Below are 23,763 nucleotides of genomic sequence, written 5' to 3' on the forward strand. Positions count from 1 at the left end.
CACGCGCCCAGCGGATTTTGTTGCCACTGGGCGCGTGTTTTTGCGTGCAGGCAAAAAAACAGCCTCTGATCACTGCGATCAGAGGCTGACGATGAGTGGCTTAATTTAGAATGACGTAACTGGAATCAATGTATTGGTCACCGCCCAAGCCGTAGTAGACGTGGCCGTCCTTGACCAAGCGGTTGAATACCTTCCAATGGCTGCCGTGCATGAGTTTCTTTGGCGTTCCGTCTGCTTTGGTAACCATGGAACTATCTGCGTGCCAGACCTGAATGCCAAAGCCGGGGACATAGTTGATGGTTGCGTGCGCGATGAATACGGTGGTGACTGGTGCGACCTTCTTGACAGTGCTGGCCGTGTAGTGGACGTGACTGGCGCCAACGTATTGGCCCCCGCCAAGGTCGTAGAAAATGCCGCCATTAACGTGGCGGACGGCGAAGACCTTCCAGCTGCTACCTTGCTTAACCGTTTTGACGGTGCCGTTTGCGTTGTAAACAACTGACCGGCCGTCACTCTTCAGCAGGGTTGCGGTTGGTGAGGTGATGCTGACGCTGCCGATCACGTTGGCGGTGCTGGTCACGGCCTTGCTGCTTGTGGTGGCCTTGACACTCGGCGATTTTGCGGGTGCTTTGCTGGTTTCAGTGGCGCCTGCTGGCTTAGAAACGGTCTTGGCCGCGACTGCAGTTGAATACTGGGCATGGCTGGCGCCAACATATTGGCCCCCACCGAGGTCGTAGTAGGTCCCAGAACCAATGCGAAGCACATCGAAGACCTTCCACGTTGTACCCAGCGTGACCCGTTTAACGGAGCCGTCAGCGTTGAAGACCACTGATTTACCGTCTTTTTTGAGTAGGGTTGCGGTGGCCGTGGTGATTTTGACCTGGCCAATTGCTGGGGTACCGCTTGCCGGGCTGCTTGGGACGGGCTTACTTGTAGTGGTTGGATTGGTTGCGGCGGCTGGGGTAGACGTGTCCGTGCTTGGCGTAGTCGTCGTGCTTGCACTCGTTGGGGCGAGGACCGCAGCCATGTCGATCGCGACAAACTGGTTACCGCCCACGCTGTAGAACTCCGTGCCGCCGATGGTTGTGGTACCAAAATACTTCCACTTGCTGTCGGCCGGGAGGGTTTTAGCAGTCGTGTTACCGCTGGCGTCGTAGACAGTGGCTGCGGAGTTAGCCGATATCTGAATAGTGCCACTTGCGGCCTTGATTGTCGGCCCGGTAGTAGTATTGCTATTCTTCAACGGCACGGTCTTGCTGCTGGTCTGAGTGGCGGTGAACTGAACTTCTGAAGCCAGTATGTACTGGTCGCTACCAATGCTGTATGCGCTTTGGTCACCGAACTTGATCGTACCGTAAACTGGCAAAATCGTGCCGACCTGTTTGAGGTTGTGGGCGATTCCAGCGCCGGTGCTGTCAAAAACTTGGGCACCATCAGCAGCGATAATTTTGATTGTGCCGGTTTGGGCAGCACTACTACTATTGGTGGCGGCTGCGGTCTGCTGACCGTTGTCTGCTAGAATTGCGGGGGTGACCGCAGCGGCCGCACCCACGGTTGCCGCTAGCGTTAAGGCAGTTTTTTTCTTCATGGAAGCTTCCTCCTCGAAAATTGGGTTCTGGAATGCTGACAACAACTCATCTTAGTTAATATTTAATAACTTCTAAGGCCATTATAACCGGTTGGCGTTGTAAGTGAGCGTTTTTTTAGCTTGAAGGTTGAAAATAAGCGCAAAATTATTTCGTAGTTGCATTAGTGTGCTCCATATCAACACATAGTAGCCAATAAAAAAGTGTTAGCAAGTACCAGAAACGGTTTCCGGCACTTACTAGCACTTTTGCAGTTGACTATTTACTTGTCTAAATCCGCTTTGATCTGGGAAGTGGAGATACCCTCGGTCCGGGGTAGGTAGATAACCTCGCAGTATGGCTTCAGGAAGTCGAACTGGCCTTCCCAGTCGGAGCCCATGACAAAGGTATCCACATGGTACTTCTTGACGTCTGAAATCTTCTGGTCCCAAGAGCTTTCGGGGATGACCATGTCCACGTAGCGAATAGCTTCCAGAATGTACTTTCGGTGCTCGTATGAATGGTAAGCTTCCTTATGCTTCTCCGCGTTGAATTCATCGGTTGAAACACCAACAATCAGTTTGTCGCCAAGCTTAGCAGCGCGTTCGAGCAAGCGCACGTGGCCCCAGTGCAGTAAGTCGAAGGTTCCATAGGTGATAACAGTTTTCAAAATGACACCAATCCCTTTGTATGTTTCCTTAAGTTTAGCCCAGGGGCCGCGACTACGCAACGCCAGCCGCTGGTTCTGGTATAATTGTTTGCAAACGATATTTAAGGAGCAAAAACAGTGAGTAAAGTAGATGTGCTGGGCGTCCAGTTTGATAACTACGACCTAGCTGAATTCACCAAGCAGGTTACGGACCGTTACGATGCGGGTCAGGGTAGCTTTATTGTGACTGCTAATCCGGAAATCGTGATGTACGCGCGGGAACACCCTGATTATGCAAAGTTAATTCACGCCCGGGCGGATCTTGTATCTGCCGATGGAATCGGGGTCGTTAAAGGGGCCGCGATGCTCGGGACGCCACTAAAGGAGCGGGTGACTGGTTATGACCTGATGCTGAACCTGCTCAGTTGGGCGAACGCTAACAAGCGGCGGGTATACTTTATTGGTGCTAAGCAGGCGGTCAACGATGCCGCAGTGGCTAGGGTGCAGCGGGACTACCCGGACCTGGTCGTTGCTGGCACGCACGATGGCTACTTTGACCTTAAAGACCAGTCTGTACTTGACGCGGTCGTGGCCGCGCAGCCGGACATTGTGCTCGCCGCACTCGGCTTCCCCAAGCAGGAAAACTTCATCGCTGCCATTCAGGGTGAACTCCCAAACGCGGTCATGATGGGGGTCGGGGGCAGCTTCGATGTTCTCTCCGGAACTGTGAAGCGGGCACCGGTCTGGATGCAAAATGCGCATCTGGAGTGGTTCTACCGCTTGGTCAAGGAACCCAGTCGTCTGGGCCGGATGATGGTTCTGCCGCGGTTTCTGATGGTAGTTCGGCAAAGCGTTAAGGCGCGCAAGTAGGGCATTTTTTTGCGGTGGCGCGCAAATAGTGATAACTTAACAAGTAAAATCTCGTCATGCACCAGCGTTGCGGATCAATGCGACGCACAATTGGCCGGTGCTTTGCGCCCAGTCATATTAATACGGAGGATATTATGACAACAACATATCCTGATGACAGCCTTGCGCTGCACACGGATCTGTACGAACTGAACATGATGTACACCTACTGGAAGGAGGGTATCGCCGAGAAGAATGCGGTGTTTGAAAGCTACTTTCGGCGGATTCCTTACGGCAACGGCTACGCGGTTTTTGCCGGTCTGGAGCGGGTTGTCAACTATCTAGAATCTTTGCGTTTTTCCCCAACAGACATTGCTTACTTGCGGGAAACAGAAGACTGGGATGAAGGTTTCTTCGATTACCTCAGTGACTTCCGCTTCCGTTGCAGTATTCGGTCCGCGGTCGAGGGTGAGCTGGTTTTCGACAACGAACCGATCATGCAAATTGAGGGCCCACTTGCCCAGTGCCAGCTGGTCGAGACGGCCATTTTGAACATCCTCAACTACCAGATTCTCATTGCCACCAAGGCTTCCCGGATTCGGCTGGCTGCGGGCGATGATCCGCTGATGGAATTCGGCAGTCGCCGGGCGCAGGAAATGGACGCCGCAATTTGGGGCACCCGCGCCGCGTACATTGGCGGTTTTGACGCAACAAGTAACGTGCGGGCGGCCAAAATTTTCGGCATTCCCGCCAGTGGGACCCACGCCCACGCTTTGATTCAGACCTACCGGAGTGACTACGAGGGGATGCTCGCTTACGCCAAGACGCACCGCGATTGTGTGTTCCTCGTTGATACCTATGACACTCTGCGCAGTGGTGTGCCCAGTGCCATTCGGGTCGCTCGGGAGATGGGCAACCGGATCAACTTCCAGGGTGTCCGCATCGATAGTGGTGACATGGCCTACATCAGTAAGCGTGTCCGGCAGCAGCTAGACGAGGCCGGTTTCGACCAGGCCAAAATTTACGCCTCCAACGACCTCGACGAAAAGACGATTCAAAACCTTAAGATGCAGGACGCTAAGATCGATGTCTGGGGGGTCGGTACACGGGTTATTACTGCGTACGACCAGCCTGCTTTAGGCGCGGTCTACAAACTTGTTTCCATTGAGGGTGACCACGGCGAGATGGAGGATACCATCAAGCTCTCCAGCAACGCCGAAAAAGTTTCAACCCCTGGCAAGAAGCAGGTATGGCGGATCACGAATACTCGCGACGGTAAGTCTGAGGGGGACTACATTGCTCTTGATGGCGAGGAACCGGACCAGCAGTCCCAGCTCTACATGTTCCACCCGCAGTACACGTATATTCACAAGACCATCACCAACTTTAAGGCCCGGCCGATTCTCCACCAGATTTTTGATAAGGGGACGATGGTTTACAAGTTACCAAGTCTGCAGGACATTCGCGCCTCTGCCGCCAGCAAGCTGGACTTGCTTTGGGACGAGTACAAACGGGTCCTGAACCCGCAAGATTACCCGGTTGACCTCTCACAGAAGCTTTACGACCACAAAATGAATTATATTCAAAAGATTCATAACGAAGTGGATGCAACCGTGGCCGAGATGCAGAGTATGGATCAGGAATAGGAGAACAAAATGCGCGAATTACAAGCTGAGATTATTAAGGCACTACACACTCAGAAGACAATTGACCCGGAAGGTGAAATTCGTAAGCGGGTTGACTTCCTTAAGGACTACTTAAAGCGGTATTCATTCTTGAAGACTTACGTGCTCGGAATTTCCGGCGGCCAGGATTCTAGCCTCGCTGGGGCTTTGGCCGAAAAGGCAGTCACGGAACTGCGTGTGGAAACTGGTGACGATGGCTATCAGTTCATTGCTGTACGCTTGCCTTATGGTGAACAAGCCGATGAAGATGACGCTATGGCTTCCATCAAGTTTATGGGTGCAGACAAAGTCATGCGGGTCAACATCAAGGCCAGCGTTGACGCGATGGTTGCGGCCGTCGAAGCTAACGAACTAACGGTTTCCGATTTTAACAAGGGCAACATCAAGGCGCGGGCGCGGATGATTGCGCAGTACGCAATTGCTGGCCAGTGTCATGGTGCTGTTGTTGGGACTGACCACGCGGCCGAAGCAATCACGGGCTTTTACACCAAGTTTGGTGATGGTGGGGCGGACCTCACACCGCTGACCGGTTTGGACAAGGGTCAAGGAGCAGCGATGCTGAAGGCACTTGGAGCACCCGCACACCTGTACAAGAAGGCGCCAACAGCTGATCTTGAAGACGACCGCCCAGCCCTCGCCGATGAGGTTGCTCTTGGGGTAACTTACGCTAACATTGATGATTACCTCACTGGTAAGGACGTTGAGCCGGAAGTTGCAGCCAAGATCGAGAACTGGTACCTGAAGACCGAACACAAGCGGCACCTGCCAATTTCAATTTACGACGACTTTTGGCGGAAATAGGTGCCATGCAGTTGCATGTAAACAAATATTTACACGCAACTACTTGCCACCATGCCATTAACTAATATATAATATTAGTTGTATATAAGGGAGTAACCAGCAGCTTATGCTGCGGCGGTGCCATCAACCAGGCTAAATTCTGGTGCCGCCTTAATTAGGTGAGACTTATAACCTCTGTTTTTTGACGGGGTTGTAAGTCTCTTTTTTAAACCAAATTGCTCCCGCAACTAGCCGCAAATTAACTCAAGGAGGAACGAAAATGGCTGCCAAACATTATTACCAAGAAGAGACGGACAAGGTACTGAGCCAGTTAAACAGTACTGATACGGGTCTCAGCGTTAACGAAGCCAAGCAGCGGCTCGAACGCGATGGGGAAAACAAGCTCGCTGCCAAGAAGAAGAAGACCATTTTCGCCCGCTTCTTAGATCAGTTTAAGGACTTTATGATCATCGTCCTGCTCGTGGCTGCCTTGGTAGCCGGGGTGGTCGTCCATGAGTGGGCTGACGCTGCCATCATTTTGGCCGTGGTCATCATCAACGCCATCTTTGGGGTGGCGCAGGAAAGCCGCGCGGAAGCCGCAATCGAGTCGCTGCAGGCAATGACCAGCCCCTCGGCCCACGTGCGCCGCGATGGCCAGGTGTTAGTTATCCCGAGCAGCGAAGTTGTTGCTGGGGATATCGTGTTACTTGAAGCGGGGGATGTTGTTCCCGCCGACTTACGCTTGCTTGAAGCCGCTAACCTCAAAATCGAGGAGTCAGCTCTGACCGGTGAATCCGTGCCGAGTGACAAGAATACCGCCTTTATTGCGGATGAAGCCGGGATCGGGGACCGGACCAATATGGCCTTCATGAGCACCAATGTGGCTTATGGGCGTGGTGTCGGGGTCGTCACTGGTACAGGGATGAACACCGAAGTTGGGCATATCGCCAGCATGCTCGACAACCAGAAGGAGAACCAGACACCATTGCAGGTTAACCTTGCCAAGTTAGGCCGGGCGTTGACTTGGATGATTCTGGTCATCGCGGCCATTGTGTTTGTGATTGGCCTGCTGCGGGGCAGTGAATCTCCAGCCGAAATGTTCCTGACTGCTGTTTCATTGGCAGTTGCGGCCATTCCGGAAGGCTTGCCTGCCATCGTCACGATTATTTTGGCCCTGGGTACGCAAAAAATGGCCAAGCACAATGCATTGGTCCGGCGCCTGCCTGCGGTTGAAACTTTAGGCAGTACCGACATTATTGCTTCAGATAAGACCGGGACCTTGACCCAAAACAAAATGACGGTTGAACAAACTTACTACGATGGCAAATTGCACCCCGCAACTGAGGGGGTAGCCAAGGACAGCCGCCTGTTGCAGATCATGTCTTTTGCGAACGATACGCAGGAACAAGAGGACGGGACGCTTCTTGGGGATCCGACCGAAACCGCACTGGTCGCCTTTGCCAAGCGCAGTGGTTACGATTACGCAGCTGCTCTAAAGCAGACACCGCGCGTTGATGAAGTGCCGTTTGATTCCGAACGGAAACTGATGAGCACCTTGCACCCACTTGCGGACGACCAGATTCTAGTTGCAACCAAGGGGGCCCCCGATGAGCTGCTTCGGCAGGCAACCCAGATTGCCGAAAATGGGCAAGTTCGGCCCTTAACTGAAGAAGACCGCCAGCAAATTCTAGCGGTCAACCATCAATTAGCAACCCAGGCGTTGCGGGTGCTCGGGATGGCATACCGGATTCTGCCTGCCGTGCCGCAAGACGTTAATTCTCAAACTGTTGAACACGACATGATTTTTGCCGGCATGGTGGCAATGATCGATCCAGAACGGCCGGAAGCGAAACAGGCCGTTGCGGAAGCAAAGTCTGCTGGTATTCGGCCGCTGATGATTACTGGTGACCACCGTGACACCGCCCAGGCCATCTCTGAACGGCTCGGTATCATCGAACCAGGTGATTCCGCCGCGGTTATTTCCGGCCGGGATCTGGACAAGATGGACGATGCCACCTTTGAAAAGAACGTTGAGAAGTACTCGGTTTACGCACGTGTCGCTCCCGAACACAAGGTGCGGATCGTGAATGCTTGGCAAAAGAAGGGTAAGGTCGTGGCGATGACCGGGGATGGGGTTAACGACGCCCCGGCGCTCAAGACCGCCGATATTGGGATCGCGATGGGCATTACCGGGACTGAAGTTGCAAAGGGCGCCAGTGCGATGATTCTGGCCGATGACAACTTCAGTTCAATCGTCCGCGCGGTTCGCGCCGGACGCAAGGTGTTTGCGAACATCCAGAAGGCGATTCAATACTTGCTCTCCGCTAATCTGGGTGAAGTGCTCACACTGTTCATTATGACCATGGTTGGCTGGCAGATTCTTGCGCCCGTGCACATCCTGTGGATCAACCTGGTTACTGACACTCTGCCAGCCATCGCTCTTGGACTGGAACACACTGAACCCGGCATCATGAAGCAAAAGCCACGGGGCCGCAATAGTAGTTTCTTGAGTGGTGGTGTGGGTAGCGCCATTGTCTGGCAGGGGATTTTGGAAGGCGCATTAACGCTGGGCGTGTACTGGCTGGCAATCACCTTCCCAGTGCACACGGCTTCCGCAGCGGCACACGCTGATGCTTTGACGATGGCCTACGTAACGCTCGGACTGATTCAGCTGTTCCACGCCTTCAACGTTAAGTCTGTCCACCAGTCACTGTTCACAATCAAGCCGTTTGGCAACAAGGCCTTTAACTGGGCCATCCTGACTGCAGCAGCATTGCTCGCGGTGACGGTACTCGTACCTGGCCTGAACAACCTGTTCCACGTAACTAGTCTCGACATGCTGCAGTGGGCAATGGTTCTCGGCGCGGGGATCCTGATGATTGTGATCGTTGAAATCGTGAAGTTCTTTCAACGGCGCCACTAAACGGGTACAATCATAGCGAGGTGAAAACACATGAATAAATTGCAACAAAAAATGGCGCGTTATGGCAACCTGATCAACGACGTCATGGGCCGCGTCGAAGAATTGCAGGACAAAATGAGTCCGCAGTTCGAAGAATTACGGAAGGCAATTGATGATGACAAGCTCGCTGATATCGACGCTGCGCACTACGAAGAAATTCGCAAGAGCTTCGCTGAGGGCACGGCTGAATATGGCACACTTCTCGGCAAGTTTGAAAATGCGGACGCACCTGCTCGTTACATTGGCAACCACAAGCTGTTGACGAAAGCCTTTGCACGTTTTGTTGACGGCTGCAAGGACATGACCGCAAGCTTGGGTGCGGACAAGAAAATTGACGTAGCAGCATTTAACGCGGCCGAAAAGTTGCAAGACGAAGAAACGGGTCAGCTTACCAAGTACCTAGAGAAAATCCAACTTATCGGCTAGGGCTTGACAGAATGTGAAAGAACTCGTTATACTGTTGTCAACAAATTAGACAGGGAGGAAATCAACATGAGCAAGCAACTGACACAGCTTAAAGGATGGTGGCAAAGCCAACTATAGGTGGGTTGCAGGACGCAATCTGCCAGACGCGCAGATTGTGTCTATGTTGGTTTTCTTAAACAACGCCGCATAGACATTCCATCTTGGATTGGCTATGCGGGGCTACATAATGATTGACCTCGCACAAGTATCTTGCGCGGGGTCTTTTTGTTATCAAAACTGGCTAAGCTTTGTTTTTCGGCAATTATATATTTTGTGCGAATGCAGCAGAGTATGGAGGAATTATCATGAAGAAAATGATTACGTTTGTGGTTGCGATTATTGTGGTAATCGCAATTGGGTTCGGTATTTCAATGGGGCACAGCAACAAGAAGAGCAGTGACCAGAAGGATCAGGTCCGGACAGTCGGGATTTTACAGCTGATGAGTCACCCCGCACTGGATGCCATTCACAAGGGAATTGTGGCCGGCCTCAAGGATGAGGGCTACACCAAGGGCAAGAACCTGAAGATCGACTTCCAGAACGCTCAGGCTGATCAGAGTAATCTTAAGTCAATGTCCGAGCGTTTCGTCAACAACAACGATGATGCCACCGTTGGGATTGCAACGCCATCCGCACAGGCGCTGGCTGACGCAACTAAGAAAATCCCCATCGTCATGGGTGCCATCACCGACCCAGTCGCGGCAAAGCTGGTTCAGAGTGTGAAGAAGCCGGGCGGCAACATCACCGGTGTCTCCGACCAGGCGCCAATTGACGCACAGTTGAAGCTGATTCGTCAGATCATGCCTAAAGCCAAGACCCTCGGGGTGATTTACACCAGCTCCGATGAATCTTCCCAGGCCCAGGTCAAGATGGTTGTTGATAAGGCACCTAAGTACGGTTTCACCGTTAAGAAGTACTCCATTAGCTCAACTAATGATCTGAACCAGGTTGCTGGCCAGATGGTAACGCAGGTGCAGGCGATCTTCGTGCCAACTGATAACACCATTGCTAGCGCGATGCCAACACTCTCCAGCGTTGCTAACGGCAAGAAGATTCCGATTTTCCCAACTGTTGACACCATGGTCAAGCAGGGTGGTCTCGCAACTGTTGGTCTCGACCAGTACCAGCTTGGGGTTGAAACCGGGAAGATGGTTGCCAAAATTCTGAAGGGCGATAAGCCTGCAACCATGCCAGTTAAGTTCATGGACAAGGGGAACCTAGTTATCAACGAAAAGGTTGCGAAGGAACTTGGTATCAAGATTCCTGCTTCCGTCCAGGTCAAAGCTGAAAAGTCCGGGGAGGTATTTAAGTAATGAGTTTATGGGTTTCTGCAATTGGACAAGGATTACTATACGGAATTCTCGGGATCGGTTTGTTTGTTACCTTCCGGATCCTCGATTTTCCCGACATGACGGTTGAAGGAACCTTTCCTTTCGGGGCCGCTGTGGCGGTCGCCGCAATTACGCACGGGGTATCACCGCTGCTCGCATCAGTGCTAGCGATGTTCGCGGGGATGCTGGCCGGGCTTTGTACCGGTTTGCTGGCAACCAAGGGCCACATGCCCCTACTGATTGCCGGAATTCTGACCATGACCGCACTCTACTCGATCAATTTGCGGGTCATGGGGCGGGCAAACCTGTCACTGCTGAACCAGCCGAACTTGTTCGCGGCTAAGTTTCTGGCAGCAATGCCGGACTACCTCAGCAGTGTCGTCGTCGGATTGATTGTCGTGACGGTGGTCATCATCTTGCTGATTTTGTTCCTCAACACTGAGATCGGGCAGGGCTTTATCGCTGCTGGTGATAACCGGACGATGGCCCGGAGCCTCGGAATCAATCCCGACAACATGCAGATCCTGGGTCTGGTGGTCGGGAATGGGCTCATCGGTTTGTCCGGTGGTTTAGTTGCCCAAAATAATGGTTACGCTGACGTCTCAATGGGGACAGGGGTCATTGTTATCGGGCTTGCCGCGATTATCATTGGTGAAGTTATGTTCGGTAACTTAACACTTAGTGAGCGGCTGATTGCCGTTGTGCTGGGCAGTATTGTCTACCGTTTTGTAATTCAAATTGTGCTGATGCTGGGCTTCAATGCCGATGACCTGAAGCTGGTTTCCGCGGTCGTCTTGGCGCTAGCAATCATCGTGCCCCAAATTGACGAACGGCTACATCTGCGGCGGACATTGCGAAACGGGGTGAAATAACATGGGTACGACTCAACTGAAGCTAACGGATGTGAACGTGAAGGTAATGGCTGGGCATGACGTCAAGACCTTGCTCAGCGAAGTGAATCTTGATATTCACGAAGGAGATTTTGCCACCATCATCGGAACGAACGGGGCCGGGAAGTCGACCTTGTTCAACGCAATCGGTGGGGATCTGCCCGTAACCGGCGGCACCATCGAGCTAGCTGGCGAACGGATCGAGAAACAAACGCCTGAAAAGCGGGCCCGACACATTGCGCGGGTGTTCCAGGATCCCAAAATGGGAACGGCACCGCGGATGACCGTAGCGGAGAACCTAGCGCTAGCAATGCACCGGGGTGAGCGTCTTGGCTTGAAATCGCGAGCTCTGCGGCAGAAGATGGATCATTTTTTGGAAGTGACTAAGCAGACGCCAAATGGTTTGGATGAAGCCCTGAACAAGCCCACTAGTGAGCTGTCAGGTGGTCAGCGCCAGGCGCTCAGCCTACTCATGGCAACTATGCGGCAACCAGATCTCCTGATGCTGGATGAGCACACGGCGGCTCTAGATCCACACACCAGTAAAGCCATCATGGACTTGACCAACCAAATTGTTGCTGATAACAAGTTAACTTGTTTGATGATCACCCACCAGATGGACGATGCGCTTAAATTTGGGAATCGGCTGATCGTTGTGGACGCTGGACACGTTGTTGCTGACTACGATGCAGCAGCTAAGCAGCAGCTCAACAATGCGGACTTACTGAACTATTTTGCATAAGATATGAATTTGGCCAGCACAGCTGGGTCGGGAACATTCCTCGGCCCAGCTGTGCTGTTTGTGGGGGCGAACGCATGACTAACGAAGATTTGCTGGCCGCGGTCCGGACAATCAGTGAACGGGACTTCGATTTACCATTCAATGACCAGGCTGTGTTCAATTCACGCTTGCGTACTAGTGGTGGCCGGTTTAATCCGCGAACGCATAACCTTGATTTCAACCCGCACCTGTTTGCAAGCTGCACGGCAGCCCAACGTGTTGGCATTATCCGGCACGAGCTTTGTCACTACCACTTGTACTTGCAAGGGCGCGGTTACCAGCATCGGGATGCCGATTTTAAGCGGTTGCTGCAACAAGTAGGCGGACTCCGATTTGCGCCGCGTATCCGGGACACTGTGGAGCGGGTCCACCTTTATGCTTGCAGTCGCTGTGGTCGGTCACTAATTAGACGCCGTCGGGTGGATACCCGTAAATATGTGTGTGCGCATTGCGGTGGCCGGATCGTCATGCGACAAGAAGCAATTTTGCGGGGAGGGCGATTATATGATTCCGCCTCGGGACGACCATTGGCACAAAGTGGGCACAAATTATCGTCTTAATGATTGACAAAGGATAGCTAATCACGTATATTATTTCTTGTGCTTAAGGCACAGAACATACCAGATTGCGGGTGTGGCGGAACTGGTAGACGCGCAAGATTAAGGATCTTGTGGCTAATTATGGCCATGAAGGTTCAAGTCCTTTCACCCGCAGCGCTAGTCCGACCGGAAACGGTTGGACTTTTTTTGTATCAGCGGGCAAGCCGTGACTTGACAGGGGTGTGGCCTTAATAATACCCTTGGTGCGCTAGCTCAATTGGCTTATACTGACACCGAAAGTGAGGATTCACCAATGCACAAGCGTAGTTCAGCATACAACATCAGCGTTATGGGCATTTTGACGGCGTTACTGCTGCTCCAGGCGTTTGTACCCATGTTTGGTTACATTCGGATCACACCTGGGGTTGCAATCACCACAATGCATCTAACTGTAATCATGGGTGCAGTCGTGCTTGGGACGCGTTCTGGGGCGACTCTCGGGCTCATTTGGGGCGTCATTAGCATGACCGTTGCTTACGTTGCACCGGGGGATCCATTAAGCCTCCTGCTGTTCCGTAATCCGGTTATTGCCATCGTTCCCCGCGTTCTTTGCGGATTGATTGCAGGTTTAGTATTTAATCAGCTTGGTAAGGGAATCGGCTCTGGTAAATACACGACGGCGAAGATGGTAGCCGCTGGTATCAGCGGTGCACTCACCAATACCTTGTTCGTGATTGGCTTTACCTGGCTGTTCTATGCGCAGCGTGCAGCAAGCATTGTTGGTAATGGTGCCAACAGCCAGAATCTGGGCTTTGTCCTGATAGCAATGCTTGGGGTCAACGCTGTTGCGGAGGCGATTGCGGCGGGCATTATCACCCCTCTATTGGGGCGCGCACTGCTCCGGTTTCGGCGTTAAGAGCTTCTTCCAAAGTGGTATTTTACAGGCAGTTTTTCTTTGGATAACGCTTGCGCGGACTTGGGGAGCGTGTTACTATAACCATGTACTTTTTGAATGGTCAGGGTTCGAATGTTCGATAGACTTTCTTCCTTCTGCACCAAACAAGAAATGCAACAAAGTAACAAGTTTTAATTTTTATTTCGCGCCAGCGTGCGCAAGGAGGAATTTCTATTATGGAACATGGTACAGTTAAGTGGTTTAACGCAGAAAAAGGTTACGGCTTCATCACTCGCGAAGATGGTAGCGATGTATTCGTACATTTCTCAGCTATCCAGGGCGACGGCTACAAGACCCTCGAAGAAGGTCAGGCTGTAACTTTCGAAGTTGAGCAGAGCGACCGCGGCCCTCAGGCTGTAAACGTAAACAAGGACTAATCTTTCCTCGTTTAAGAGAGTCATCCCGTTATGGGGTGGCTTTTTTTTTGTGCTCAAACTGTGGCAACTTCTTATTAATCTGATCCTAAGCTACCGTCAGCAGCCTAGTCTGCCGCGTCTGGTAGCAAAAAAAACAGGCGCAGGAACGTTAATTCTTCGCCCTGCGCCTGTGGTCTGTTTAAACTGATTAGTCATTATTCCGCTGGGTACTTGAAACCCCATTCTTGCCGGGCCGCGGTCATAATATCCATGACGTTGCTTGTCCACGCCAGTGTTGGGTTTTCACCGGTTTCGACCGCCGCGGCCATGTCGATTACTTCTTGCGGTAGCGCATCCTTGGTAGCCCCTGCCGCCACAGTACTGCTCTTGAGTTCCGGAGTCGTAAAGGTGGCCTTGTCTGCCCGTGGATACTGGTCGACAGTGTAGAAGCCGCGATTGAAGACGACTAGGCCGCGTTTAGGCATTTTGGCTTGGAGATTCAGAGCAACCGTAATTTGAGTGCCATTACCACTGCTGAGCAGGAAACTGGACTGACCATCCACGCCAGTCCGGGTCGGGGTCATCTGGGTCGCGAGCAGGTGGAGCGGCGAACCGGTGAAGCGCCGGGCGAAGCTGAGGGCGTACACGCCGATATCCAGGAGGGCACCGCCGCCGAGGGCAATGTTGAGCAAGCGGTCGTTAGGATCGTTGGGAACGTAAGAACCGAATGTCACCTGAATCGTCTTTAAATCGCCGAGATCGTTCACGCTGGCGTGCTCCAGAATCGTGTGGTATAGCGGCATGTGGTAAATCGTCTGGGCTTCCATCAAAATGAGATGTTTGCTGCGGGCGATGTCAATCAATTCTTGCAATTGGTCGCTGTTCAATGTTATCGATTTTTCGGCCAGGACGTGCTTGCCCGCTAGTAGTGCAGCCTTGATTTGGGCATAGTGAAACGGGTGCGGCGTGGCGATGTAGACCACGTTGACGTTTGGGTCGGCGAACATTGACGCATAGCTACCAAATGCGTGCGGGATGTCGTGTTCCTTTGCAAAAGCGTTCGCTCTGTTCTGATCGCGGGCCGCGGCGCCATACAGGTTTTGAGCACTGCGCGGGAAGTCTTCAGCGAAGCTTGTGGCGATTCGGCCTAAGCCAACAATTCCCCAATTGAGTTTAACCATCCTTATCACTCCTTTACCGCCATTGTGAAACATTGATTGCGCATCTGCAAGCGCTATCGTTGGAATTTTCAGACTTATAAAAGTGTTAAGTTTGTTTGTATTAAGGCACAAACGTACAAGCAACGCGTAGGTTCAGCATCAAACTATTTGCAGCGGTAATTTTGAGCCCGGACAGGTTCCACGCTGTGTGCTATGCTACCAGATGTAACTGATTGCAGCGTGTAATAAACTATGGAGGTGAGTTCGTGCCCTATCGAAAAAAAGGCAGGCATTATGCGCTACCACTAGGCGTCATTGCGCTACTATTTGCACTCATCTTCGGTTTTATCACCGTCGTTGCCCAGTATGAGCACGTGCAAAATGTGCAGCAGGAACAGGCCGCTTCGGCTAGTTCGGCTGCGCTTGCGCAGAAGCAGGCCTTCATCCAGCGACTCGCCCCTTATGCGCAGACTCTGCGTGTCGATTATGGCGTCTTGCCCAGCATTACCTTGGCTCAAGCAATCCTGGAAAGTGATTGGGGGACGAGCAAACTGTCTAGCGACTACCACAACCTCTTTGGGGTGAAGGCGTCTAGCAGCCAGCCTGGACAGGAGCTGACGACCCGCGAGTGGGTTAATGGTCAGTGGAAGACCGTGACTGCACGATTTCGGGTTTATTCCGACGATTATGCTTCCATGCGCGATCACGCACTGTTACTGGACAATGGCACTAGTTGGAACACCCACCAGTACCAGACGGTAATTGCAGCTAGTGATTATCAGACAGCTGCCCGGGCGCTGCAAACTAGCGGTTACGCGACGGATCCCAATTATGCCAGCAAGCTGATTGCGATTATTCAAAAGTACCAGTTAAATAAATACGATGGGAACAAATAGCCGGACATGTTACGCAATGTTCGGCTTTTTTAGACCAGTCCCGCGCATTTTTCCATTAAAATGGGGGGTGCAAGCGAAATCATTAAGCTTTTAGCTTGAAATCCCGAATATAAACGCTTAAATTTGACGTTGTTGGTTGTTTTCCGAATGAAATCAGTGATTTTTGCAAATATATTCGGTTGTGAACCGTCCGGCTTTATGGTAAGCTTGCAACAATCAAAATTTTAGACAAAGTGAGGGCGATTCGGGTGAAACTGCTTGAAGATCGTATTCGTAAAGACGGTGTTGTCATTGGTGACGACGTACTAAAGGTTGACAGTTTTTTGAACCATCAGGTGGATCCAGACTTAATGGCCGCAGTTGGGGAAGCCTTTTACAGCAAGTTTAAGGACGAAAAAATCACTAAGATCCTGACGGTTGAAAGCTCAGGGATTGCACCTGCGCTCGCAACGGCCATGCAATTCCACGTTCCCCTCGTGTTTGCCCGCAAGCACAAGTCACTGACTCTGAAGGATGACCTGTACACCGCGACAGTTTATTCCTTCACCAAACAGACCAGCAATACCATCTCCATCTCGCACAAGTTTTTGAACAGCAACGACCGGGTCCTGATTATTGATGACTTCCTTGCGAACGGCCAGGCCGTTCAGGGTTTGACCGAAATTATCAATGCTGCTGGTGCAACAACGGTTGGCGCCGGAATTGTCATTGAAAAGACCTTCCAGAAGGGTCGCAAAATGTTTGATGAGCAGGGTGTGCACGTTGTTTCCTTGGCGCGGATCGCCGCCTTTGAAAACGGGCAGGTTGTCTTTGCAGATGAACGTGACGTTTAGGAGGTAAAACGACGGTGGACCAAAACGATAATATTTCTAACCCTAAGGCCGCTGTCTTGGGTCTCCAACACCTACTGGCGATGTACTCTGGTTCAGTGCTCGTCCCGATTCTAATTGCGACGTCGCTGCACTTCAGTTCGGAGCAAATGACCTACTTAGTTTCCATTGATATTTTTATGTGTGGGGTCGCCACGGCTCTGCAGCTATTTACCAATAAAGTGTTCGGAATTGGCCTGCCCGTGATTCTCGGCTGTGCTGTGCAGTCAGTGGCACCACTAATTATGATTGGGGAGAAGTTTGATATTCAGACCATGTACGGCGCGATCATTGCCGCGGGCTTCTTTGTCTTTCTGATCAGTGGGGCTTTTGCTAAGCTGCGGCGCTTGTTTCCGCCGCTTGTTACCGGGAGCCTAATTACTGTAATCGGTTTGAGCTTAATTCCAGTTGCTTTTCAGAACATTGGTGGCGGTAGCACCACTGCAAAGTCGTTCGGTAGTCTTTCAAACTTGGCACTCGGTGCGATTACCGTTCTTCTGATTCTGGCGATTAACGTCTGGGGCCGCGGGTTTATCCGCTCAATTGCAATTTTAGTCGGCTTAATCGTCGGCACGGTGCTCGGCGGCGTCATGCACATGGTCAGTCTTGCACCTGTTGCGCAGGCCAGTTGGTTCCATGTACCCACGCCGTTTTACTTCGGCACGCCCAAGTTCGAATGGAGCTCGATTTTGACGATGGTGCTGATTTCGTTGGTCTCAATGGTTGAAAGTACTGGTGTGTTCTTCGCGCTGGGTGATATTGTCGATCGTAAAATCGGGGAGACCGACCTCAAGAAGGGCTACCGTGCTGAAGGCTTAGCCGTAATGCTGGGCGGGATTTTTAACACCTTTCCCTACACTACCTTTAGCCAAAATGTCGGTCTGGTGCAGCTTTCCGGAATCAAGAGTCGGAAACCAGTCATCTATTCGGCTGGTTTCCTGGTCCTGCTCGGATTACTCCCCAAAATTGGGGCGTTGGCAACCATCATTCCGGCACCTGTCCTTGGCGGCGCGATGCTCGTGATGTTCGGAATGGTGGCCGTACAGGGGATCCGCATGCTGCAGGAAGTTGACTTCCACAATGATAAGAATTTACTCGTTGCGGCGATCTCGATTGGTCTGGGGCTCGGTGTAACTGTGCAACCTGAAATCGTGCAGTTTTTGCCAAAGACCATGCAACTCTTTTGTTCATCAGGAATCCTGATGGCTAGTCTTTCAGCGGTACTTCTCAACTTGCTTTTCAACACGCGCAAGCCGCAACCGGAAATGGAAAGTTCCGCCGGTTTAAATGAGAAGGACGATTAATTTTAAATCAAGAAATGAGGCAGTGCTTTGACTCGATTCATTGCTCCGGGTGCAACCGTTGGTATTATCGGCGGTGGCATTGCGGCATACCAATTAATCCGTGCGGCCAGCCACATCGGGATGCGGACTGTCGTGCTCGTACCAAAGGAAAACGATATTGCTGCTAAGGCGGCGGATGTTGTCGTCGTCGGTCGCGCCGATGACCCCAACAAGTTTGCTGAGTTCAGTGGGCTCGCAGAGGTGATCACATACGTTGACGAGACTGTGGCTGATGGGGACATGCTTGCTGACCGACTTTCTAAGGCCCAGTTACCTAGTGGTACGGATATCCTTGAGGTGACTCAGGACCGCTATCTGGAAAAGGTGTTCCTTGAAGATCTGAACATGAACGTGCTTCCGTACGGGCAGGTCGTCACCGCTGACGATATCGAAAAGGTCGTGGCGACCGTTGGCTACCCCAGCATTTTGAAGCCGATTCAAAAGGGTATTGGGACTGATCAGCAGCTGCTACTCGAATCGGACGTTGATGTCTGGCGGGCAAAAGGGTTGCTCCAAAAGCGACCATATATTCTCGAAGCATGGCTCGACAAGCCGCGCGAACTGGCGGTGTATTGCGTGCAGTCCGATAGCGGGTTGCAGGTATTACCCATCGTTGAGACCAATTACGAACTGCATCAATTCACGGGCGCAATCGTACCCGCACAGGTTGATGGTTCGGTCGTAGTCGAGATTTTGCGAATCGCCGAAACCATCAGCAAGCATCTTGAGTACCGAGGCATTTTTGCAATTGAATTCTTTCTCAACGCTGAAGGTGCGCTGTACGTCAAGCGGTTGTCACCTGGTCCCCGTCCTGGTGGGGACATCATCCACGGCGTGACGCCGCGCAGTCAGTACGACCTGCACATGCGGGCCGTGCTTGGTTGGCCAGTTCCAACCGTGCCAGTTAAGGGTTCAGCGGTACTAATTGCCCTGAGTAAGGAAGAGCAAGACACCGTCGCGACCCAGATTCAAATCAAGCCTAAGTGGGAATGGCAGTTCTTCCCGAGCGGTAGTAAACAGCTCGGCGAACTGATTGTTCCCGGACCACTAGAGGCGGCGTTTACGACTCTAGAGGCAACCGGTAGTTTCAAAATTCATCCGACAATAACCGTTGACCAGCTCGATAATGGAGGAGATAAGCAATGATTTCTCGTTACAGTCGTCCGGAAATGTCTGCAGTGTGGAGCCTGGATAATCGTTACCAGGCGTGGTTAGAAGTGGAAATTTTGGCAGTCGAAGCGCACGCGCAACTCGGTGTGATTCCAGAAGCTGATGCTGCGGCAGTGCGTGCCAATGCAAGTGTTGACGCCAAAGAAGTTGCCCGGATCGAGCTGGAGACGCGACATGATGTTGTTGCCTTCACCCGGGCGGTTTCCGAGACGCTCGGCCCGGAAAAGAAGTGGGTCCACTATGGTCTCACTAGTACCGATGTCGTGGACACGGCCCAAGGTTACCTGTTCAAGCAGGCAGATGATATTCTGCGTGCCGATATCGAGGCGCTGATTGCGGTCCTCGGACGGCGGGCGAAAGAATTCAAGGACACAGTCATGATGGGTCGGACCCACGGCGTGCATGCGGAACCAACCACGTTCGGGCTAGTGCTCGCGTCTTGGTATGCCGAGATGAAGCGCGACCTTGAGCGTTTCAATGATGCGGCCGCTGATGTTGAGGCAGGCAAAATTAGTGGTGCGGTCGGCACCTTTGCCAACACCCCGCCCGAGGTCGAAGCATACGTCTGCAAGCACCTTGGTATTCGCCCTCAGGATATCTCGACCCAGGTATTACCACGCGACCTGCACGCACACTACATTCAGACGCTGGCGCTGATTGCGACCTCCATCGAACGCTTTGCGACGAATATCCGGCATATGCAGCGCACCGAAGTCCATGAAGTTGAAGAACACTTCAACAAGGGCCAAAAGGGCAGCTCGGCGATGCCCCACAAGCGCAACCCAATCAGCTCCGAGAATGTTTCCGGTCTGGCCCGGGTCATCCGTGGCTACCAGGTGCCGGCACTCGAAGACGTTGCACTTTGGCACGAACGCGATATCAGTCACAGCTCCGCTGAACGGATGATTTTGCCAGACGCAACGGGACTCCTTGATTACATTTTGCACCGCTTCACGGGCATCATTGACACATTGGATGTCTTCCCAGAGCGGATGATCAAGAACATGAACCTGACGCATGGCCTGATTTACAGTCAGCGGGTGCTCCTCGCCTTGATCGACAAGGGCGGTCTCAGTCGGGAGAAGGCCTATGACCTCGTGCAGCCACTCACTGCACAGGCATGGGATGAAGGTAAGGACTTCCGCACGCTGCTGGAGAACAAGCCTGAGGTCAAGGCGGTCCTCAGCGATGCTGACATCGCGGATGCGTTTGATTACCACTACCACTTGCGCCATGTGGATGACATCTTCAAGCGCGTCGGATTGGAATAGAATTTTGCTTTGGCACTCCACTTTCAGTGGGGTGCTTTTTTAGCTTACATGTTTGCTCTGATGCCGGGCGGTGGGGGTATCTACTCCCGCTGCGCCACGGGGCAGCTCCATGCACAGGGTCGCGTTCAAGCCTGGGAAAAGTTCACCCAGTCTTGCCGCTAAGCTGCGGCCAACGCTCGCCTCCGGCTCACATTGTTGTCCGTGCGCTTCCCCCAATTATCGGCGGCAAGCCACTTGCGGAACCGCAAGCGTCTAGCAGCCGATAATTGCGATGGCATGGAGCAGCTCCGTCGCTTCGCTTCCGTAGATTCCCCCACCGCCCTACACGGATATTCTGAACTGCTCAGTACTGGTTGGCTGCGGGGGTGAGAAGTCTGCATGACGGTTTTCCAAGATACCCCGTCATGGTGTTTTCGGATTTCAATGCACCACGGTAATCGATGATATGGCAATATAAATTCTGAATGTGGAAATTACAGTTGATATTACATAGGCCGTTCAACTAGTTGATGGCCTGCAAATATGGTTCAAAAAAAGCAGAGTAGGGCGGCGGGCGCCTCATACGTAGTGTAGCCAGCGGGAGTGACCATGCTGTCGCGATAATTAGCCCTGATGGCCCGGGTTTGGTCATCAGGGCTAATTATCGGGGAGAACGGAGAGACCGCTAGTATGATAGGGGCACAAGGCTTACCCCCTCTGCTTACTTGAGGGCAACACGGCGGGCTCGTAGTTCAGGGTTCAGACTTGACACGATTTTCGTCAAGGCTGAAACCCGGCCCCAGCATGCCTAGTGTCACTCTCGCTGGCGGAACGAAGTAAGAGGCGCCCGCCGCCCGGCAGCACCATCCAATGAGCAAAGCTACGAAACAACTGTTCGCCCAGAGCTGTAAGCAAGGCGCGTTTTTTGGTAGAATAGATAATCATAGTACGTGCCCATTTGCGGCAAGGAAAGGGATCAGACATGGCTGAACAATCAGTACTCAAGGGAATGAACGACAAGCAAAGCGAGGCGGTCCTCGCGACTGAGGGCCCCGTCCTTATCATGGCGGGGGCGGGCTCCGGGAAGACCCGGGTGCTGACCCACCGGATTGCGTACCTCATTGAGGACAAAAACGTCAATCCGTGGAACGTTTTGGCGATTACGTTCACGAACAAGGCCGCCAAGGAAATGAAGGAACGAGTCGGCAAACTTTTGGATGCTGAAGAAGCTAATGAAGTGTGGGTGTCCACATTCCACGCTCTTTGCATGCGCATTTTGCGGCGGGACATTGAAAAGCTCGGTTACAACCGGGCCTTCTCGATTACTGATTCCTCTGCCCAGCTCACCTTGGTCAAGCAGGTGTTGCGGTCCCAAAACATTGATCCGAAGCGTTATGATCCGAAAGCTATTTTGGGTGCCATTTCCAGCGCCAAGAATGAATTGCTTAATCCCGAGGACTACGCCAAGGCCCACCCTGAGGGCCCGATGGAGAAAATCGTGGCGCAGGTTTATAAAGAGTACCAAAAGCGGCTGCGCGCCGATTCAGCCCTCGATTTCGATGACCTCATCATGCAGACCATCGTCCTGTTTAAGCAGGAACCGGAGACGCTGGCGTACTACCAGCGCAAGTTCCGCTACATTCACGTCGATGAGTACCAAGACACCAACGAGGCGCAATACGAGCTCGTGCACATGCTTGCGGACGGTTACCACAACCTTTGCGTAGTTGGGGATGCCGACCAAAGTATTTACGGCTGGCGCGGTGCCAACATGCAGAATATTCTGGACTTCAAGAAGGACTACAAGGACGCCCAGGTGATCCTGCTCGAGCAGAACTACCGGAGCACGCAGACGATTCTGGACGCGGCTAACTCGGTAATCAAGAACAACGCAGCGCGCCAGGTCAAAACCCTGTGGACGCAAAATGGTAAGGGCGACAAGATCGGCTATTATCGGGCTCAGAGTGACCGGGATGAGGCTTACTTCATCATCAAGGAAATTGAGAAGATGAAGCGGACCGGTGATTACAATTTCGGTGATTTTGCGGTGCTTTACCGGACCAACGCGCAGTCTCGGAGCGTTGAAGAAGCGTTTCTGAAGAGTTCGATTCCTTACAAAATTGTCGGCGGCCATAAATTCTACGACCGCAAGGAAATTCGGGACGCACTGGCTTACCTCAGTCTCGCTGTTAACCCGGTCGATGACATCAGCTTTACCCGGGTCGTCAACGAACCGAAGCGGGGGATTGGCGCAAGCAGTTTGGCCAAACTTGGTGAGTTTGCGGATGAACACGGCTGGTCCCTCCTGGAAGCGGCTGAAAATGTTGAACTCAGTAGTCTTGGGTCTCGTGCCCGCAAAAACCTTGCGGAATTTGCGGACATTATGGAAAATCTGCGGAAGAAGCGCCTAGATAGTAATGTCACCGATATGATGACCGCGGTGATTGAAGACAGTGGGTACATGGACGCCCTCCGTGCCGAGCACAGCTTGGACGCGGATGCCCGCATTGATAACCTGCAGGAACTATTAACCGTAACCCAGAATTTTGACGCCCACTACGAACCTGAAGATGAGGAAGCAGACATTTTCGTCGACTTTCTCGGTGAACTCGCGCTGGTTTCTGACGCTGATGATATCCCCGAAGACGCGCAGGAGGTCACACTGATGACCTTGCACGCAGCGAAGGGACTGGAATTTCCGGTCGTCTTCATGATCGGGATGGAAGAAAACCTCTTCCCACTGTCCCGTGCGGCAATGGACGAAAAGGAGCTTGAAGAAGAGCGGCGGCTGGCTTACGTCGGGATTACCCGGGCGAAGAAGAAGTTGTTCTTGACCAATGCATACTCGCGCATGTTCCACGGGCAGCATCAAAACAACCCGGCAAGCCGATTCATCGGTGAAATTGACCCAAGCTTACTGGATATCCAGAATAACGAGGAACAAACTAGCGACATTCCGTTTATTAACTCCCGGCGTTACGGGCGGACAACGGCCGGTACGCAAGGCGGTGCCTTTCAGGCGCAGTCAACTCCTCGCTCCCGACGGATGCAGGCGGCAACGGCCAGCAGCGTTACCGGCCCGGCAACAACCGGTGCTGGTTCAATTAATTGGCAGTTGGGTGACAAGGTCGAGCACCGTAAATGGGGCGTCGGCACGGTCGTCAAGGTTGAGGGTCAGGGTGAAGACCAAGAAATGGACATTGCCTTCCCGAACATGGGTGTGAAGCGGCTACTGGCGGCTTTTGCACCGATCAAACGGGCTGAATAA

20 protein-coding genes and 1 tRNA gene are annotated in these 23,763 nt (G+C 52.5%); 18 read left to right on the forward strand and 3 right to left on the reverse strand.

Features of this window, described 5'->3' with window-relative positions; all coding sequences use genetic code 11:
• Nucleotides 1-100: 100 nt before the first annotated feature.
• The gene (locus GN107_RS03490) at nt 101-1,588 is read right to left on the reverse strand and encodes an SLAP domain-containing protein (RefSeq protein WP_155286459.1); all 1,488 of its coding nucleotides are present in this window, start codon (nt 1,586-1,588) and stop codon (nt 101-103) included.
• 260 nt (nt 1,589-1,848) lie between these two features.
• Complete coding sequence (gene tagD, locus GN107_RS03495) at nt 1,849-2,235, reverse strand: glycerol-3-phosphate cytidylyltransferase (protein WP_155286460.1); 387 nt, start codon at nt 2,233-2,235, stop codon at nt 1,849-1,851.
• 117 nt (nt 2,236-2,352) lie between these two features.
• On the opposite strand from tagD, the gene GN107_RS03500 reads away from it, so the two are divergent.
• The 12 genes from GN107_RS03500 to GN107_RS03555 all read left to right on the forward strand — a co-directional run bounded on the left by GN107_RS03500 (nt 2,353) and on the right by GN107_RS03555 (nt 13,828).
• On the forward strand, nt 2,353-3,084 hold the full coding sequence (locus GN107_RS03500) for a WecB/TagA/CpsF family glycosyltransferase (protein WP_155286461.1): 732 nt from the start codon (nt 2,353-2,355) through the stop codon (nt 3,082-3,084).
• 134 nt (nt 3,085-3,218) lie between these two features.
• Complete coding sequence (locus GN107_RS03505) at nt 3,219-4,709, forward strand: nicotinate phosphoribosyltransferase (RefSeq protein WP_155286462.1); 1,491 nt, start codon at nt 3,219-3,221, stop codon at nt 4,707-4,709.
• A gap of 9 nt (nt 4,710-4,718) precedes the next feature.
• The gene (gene nadE / locus GN107_RS03510) at nt 4,719-5,549 is read left to right on the forward strand and encodes an NAD(+) synthase (RefSeq protein WP_155286463.1); all 831 of its coding nucleotides are present in this window, start codon (nt 4,719-4,721) and stop codon (nt 5,547-5,549) included.
• A gap of 259 nt (nt 5,550-5,808) precedes the next feature.
• Entirely contained in the window at nt 5,809-8,451 is a 2,643-nt protein-coding gene (locus GN107_RS03515; protein WP_155286464.1) for a cation-translocating P-type ATPase, read from the forward strand.
• A 30-nt stretch (nt 8,452-8,481) separates the two neighbouring features.
• On the forward strand, nt 8,482-8,916 hold the full coding sequence (locus GN107_RS03520) for a hypothetical protein (RefSeq protein ID WP_155286465.1): 435 nt from the start codon (nt 8,482-8,484) through the stop codon (nt 8,914-8,916).
• A gap of 344 nt (nt 8,917-9,260) precedes the next feature.
• On the forward strand, nt 9,261-10,268 hold the full coding sequence (gene trpX, locus GN107_RS03525) for a tryptophan ABC transporter substrate-binding protein (protein ID WP_155286466.1): 1,008 nt from the start codon (nt 9,261-9,263) through the stop codon (nt 10,266-10,268).
• Nucleotides 10,268-11,158 carry an ABC transporter permease gene (locus tag GN107_RS03530; RefSeq protein WP_155286467.1) on the forward strand — a complete coding sequence of 297 codons (891 nt, stop codon included), beginning with the start codon at nt 10,268-10,270 and terminating at the stop codon, nt 11,156-11,158. Before trpX ends, GN107_RS03530 begins: the two co-directional genes overlap by 1 nt.
• A 1-nt stretch (nt 11,159) precedes the next feature.
• Complete coding sequence (locus GN107_RS03535; protein WP_155286468.1) at nt 11,160-11,918, forward strand: ABC transporter ATP-binding protein; 759 nt, start codon at nt 11,160-11,162, stop codon at nt 11,916-11,918.
• A gap of 74 nt (nt 11,919-11,992) precedes the next feature.
• The gene (locus GN107_RS03540; protein WP_155286469.1) at nt 11,993-12,517 is read left to right on the forward strand and encodes a SprT family protein; all 525 of its coding nucleotides are present in this window, start codon (nt 11,993-11,995) and stop codon (nt 12,515-12,517) included.
• 67 nt (nt 12,518-12,584) lie between these two features.
• Nucleotides 12,585-12,670, forward strand: a tRNA-Leu gene (locus GN107_RS03545).
• A 139-nt stretch (nt 12,671-12,809) separates the two neighbouring features.
• Entirely contained in the window at nt 12,810-13,412 is a 603-nt protein-coding gene (locus tag GN107_RS03550) for an ECF transporter S component (protein WP_155286470.1), read from the forward strand.
• Between the two features lie 215 nt (nt 13,413-13,627).
• Nucleotides 13,628-13,828 carry a cold-shock protein gene (locus GN107_RS03555; RefSeq protein ID WP_155286471.1) on the forward strand — a complete coding sequence of 67 codons (201 nt, stop codon included), beginning with the start codon at nt 13,628-13,630 and terminating at the stop codon, nt 13,826-13,828.
• A gap of 194 nt (nt 13,829-14,022) precedes the next feature.
• Here GN107_RS03555 and GN107_RS03560 read toward each other — a convergent pair whose 3' ends face one another.
• Nucleotides 14,023-14,988 carry a Gfo/Idh/MocA family protein gene (locus tag GN107_RS03560; protein ID WP_155286472.1) on the reverse strand — a complete coding sequence of 322 codons (966 nt, stop codon included), beginning with the start codon at nt 14,986-14,988 and terminating at the stop codon, nt 14,023-14,025.
• Nucleotides 14,989-15,233: 245 nt separating this feature from the next.
• On the opposite strand from GN107_RS03560, the gene GN107_RS03565 reads away from it, so the two are divergent.
• The 6 genes from GN107_RS03565 to pcrA all read left to right on the forward strand — a co-directional run bounded on the left by GN107_RS03565 (nt 15,234) and on the right by pcrA (nt 23,763).
• Nucleotides 15,234-15,863: a glycoside hydrolase family 73 protein gene (locus GN107_RS03565; RefSeq protein ID WP_155286473.1), complete on the forward strand. Its 630-nt coding sequence runs from the start codon at nt 15,234-15,236 to the stop codon at nt 15,861-15,863.
• Nucleotides 15,864-16,111: 248 nt separating this feature from the next.
• Nucleotides 16,112-16,696 (forward strand): xanthine phosphoribosyltransferase, encoded by a 585-nt coding sequence (locus GN107_RS03570; protein WP_155288046.1) that lies wholly within the window; start codon nt 16,112-16,114, stop codon nt 16,694-16,696.
• A 14-nt stretch (nt 16,697-16,710) separates the two neighbouring features.
• Nucleotides 16,711-18,036, forward strand: a complete 1,326-nt coding sequence (locus GN107_RS03575) for a nucleobase:cation symporter-2 family protein (RefSeq protein ID WP_269057685.1) — start codon at nt 16,711-16,713, stop codon at nt 18,034-18,036.
• A 27-nt stretch (nt 18,037-18,063) separates the two neighbouring features.
• Nucleotides 18,064-19,221 carry an ATP-grasp domain-containing protein gene (locus tag GN107_RS03580; RefSeq protein WP_155286475.1) on the forward strand — a complete coding sequence of 386 codons (1,158 nt, stop codon included), beginning with the start codon at nt 18,064-18,066 and terminating at the stop codon, nt 19,219-19,221.
• Nucleotides 19,218-20,516 (forward strand): adenylosuccinate lyase, encoded by a 1,299-nt coding sequence (gene purB / locus GN107_RS03585; protein ID WP_155286476.1) that lies wholly within the window; start codon nt 19,218-19,220, stop codon nt 20,514-20,516. Before GN107_RS03580 ends, purB begins: the two co-directional genes overlap by 4 nt.
• 961 nt (nt 20,517-21,477) lie before the next feature.
• On the forward strand, nt 21,478-23,763 hold the full coding sequence (pcrA, locus tag GN107_RS03590; protein ID WP_155286477.1) for a DNA helicase PcrA: 2,286 nt from the start codon (nt 21,478-21,480) through the stop codon (nt 23,761-23,763).

The organism is Lacticaseibacillus zhaodongensis (assembly GCF_009687905.1).
Taxonomy (GTDB): Bacteria; Bacillota; Bacilli; order Lactobacillales; family Lactobacillaceae; genus Lacticaseibacillus; species Lacticaseibacillus zhaodongensis.

Excerpts from the sequence above, each read along its gene's own strand:
- GN107_RS03490 (WP_155286459.1), bottom strand. The coding sequence starts at position 1,588 with ATGAAGAAAAAAACTGCCTTAACGCTAGCGGCAACCGTGGGTGCGGCC.
- GN107_RS03505 (WP_155286462.1), top strand. The coding sequence starts at position 3,219 with ATGACAACAACATATCCTGATGACAGCCTTGCGCTGCACACGGATCTG.
- nadE (WP_155286463.1), top strand. The coding sequence starts at position 4,719 with ATGCGCGAATTACAAGCTGAGATTATTAAGGCACTACACACTCAGAAG.
- GN107_RS03515 (WP_155286464.1), top strand. The coding sequence starts at position 5,809 with ATGGCTGCCAAACATTATTACCAAGAAGAGACGGACAAGGTACTGAGC.
- GN107_RS03520 (WP_155286465.1), top strand. The coding sequence starts at position 8,482 with ATGAATAAATTGCAACAAAAAATGGCGCGTTATGGCAACCTGATCAAC.
- trpX (WP_155286466.1), top strand. The coding sequence starts at position 9,261 with ATGAAGAAAATGATTACGTTTGTGGTTGCGATTATTGTGGTAATCGCA.
- GN107_RS03530 (WP_155286467.1), top strand. The coding sequence starts at position 10,268 with ATGAGTTTATGGGTTTCTGCAATTGGACAAGGATTACTATACGGAATT.
- GN107_RS03535 (WP_155286468.1), top strand. The coding sequence starts at position 11,160 with ATGGGTACGACTCAACTGAAGCTAACGGATGTGAACGTGAAGGTAATG.
- GN107_RS03540 (WP_155286469.1), top strand. The coding sequence starts at position 11,993 with ATGACTAACGAAGATTTGCTGGCCGCGGTCCGGACAATCAGTGAACGG.
- GN107_RS03550 (WP_155286470.1), top strand. The coding sequence starts at position 12,810 with ATGCACAAGCGTAGTTCAGCATACAACATCAGCGTTATGGGCATTTTG.
- GN107_RS03555 (WP_155286471.1), top strand. The coding sequence starts at position 13,628 with ATGGAACATGGTACAGTTAAGTGGTTTAACGCAGAAAAAGGTTACGGC.
- GN107_RS03560 (WP_155286472.1), bottom strand. The coding sequence starts at position 14,988 with ATGGTTAAACTCAATTGGGGAATTGTTGGCTTAGGCCGAATCGCCACA.
- purB (WP_155286476.1), top strand. The coding sequence starts at position 19,218 with ATGATTTCTCGTTACAGTCGTCCGGAAATGTCTGCAGTGTGGAGCCTG.
- pcrA (WP_155286477.1), top strand. The coding sequence starts at position 21,478 with ATGGCTGAACAATCAGTACTCAAGGGAATGAACGACAAGCAAAGCGAG.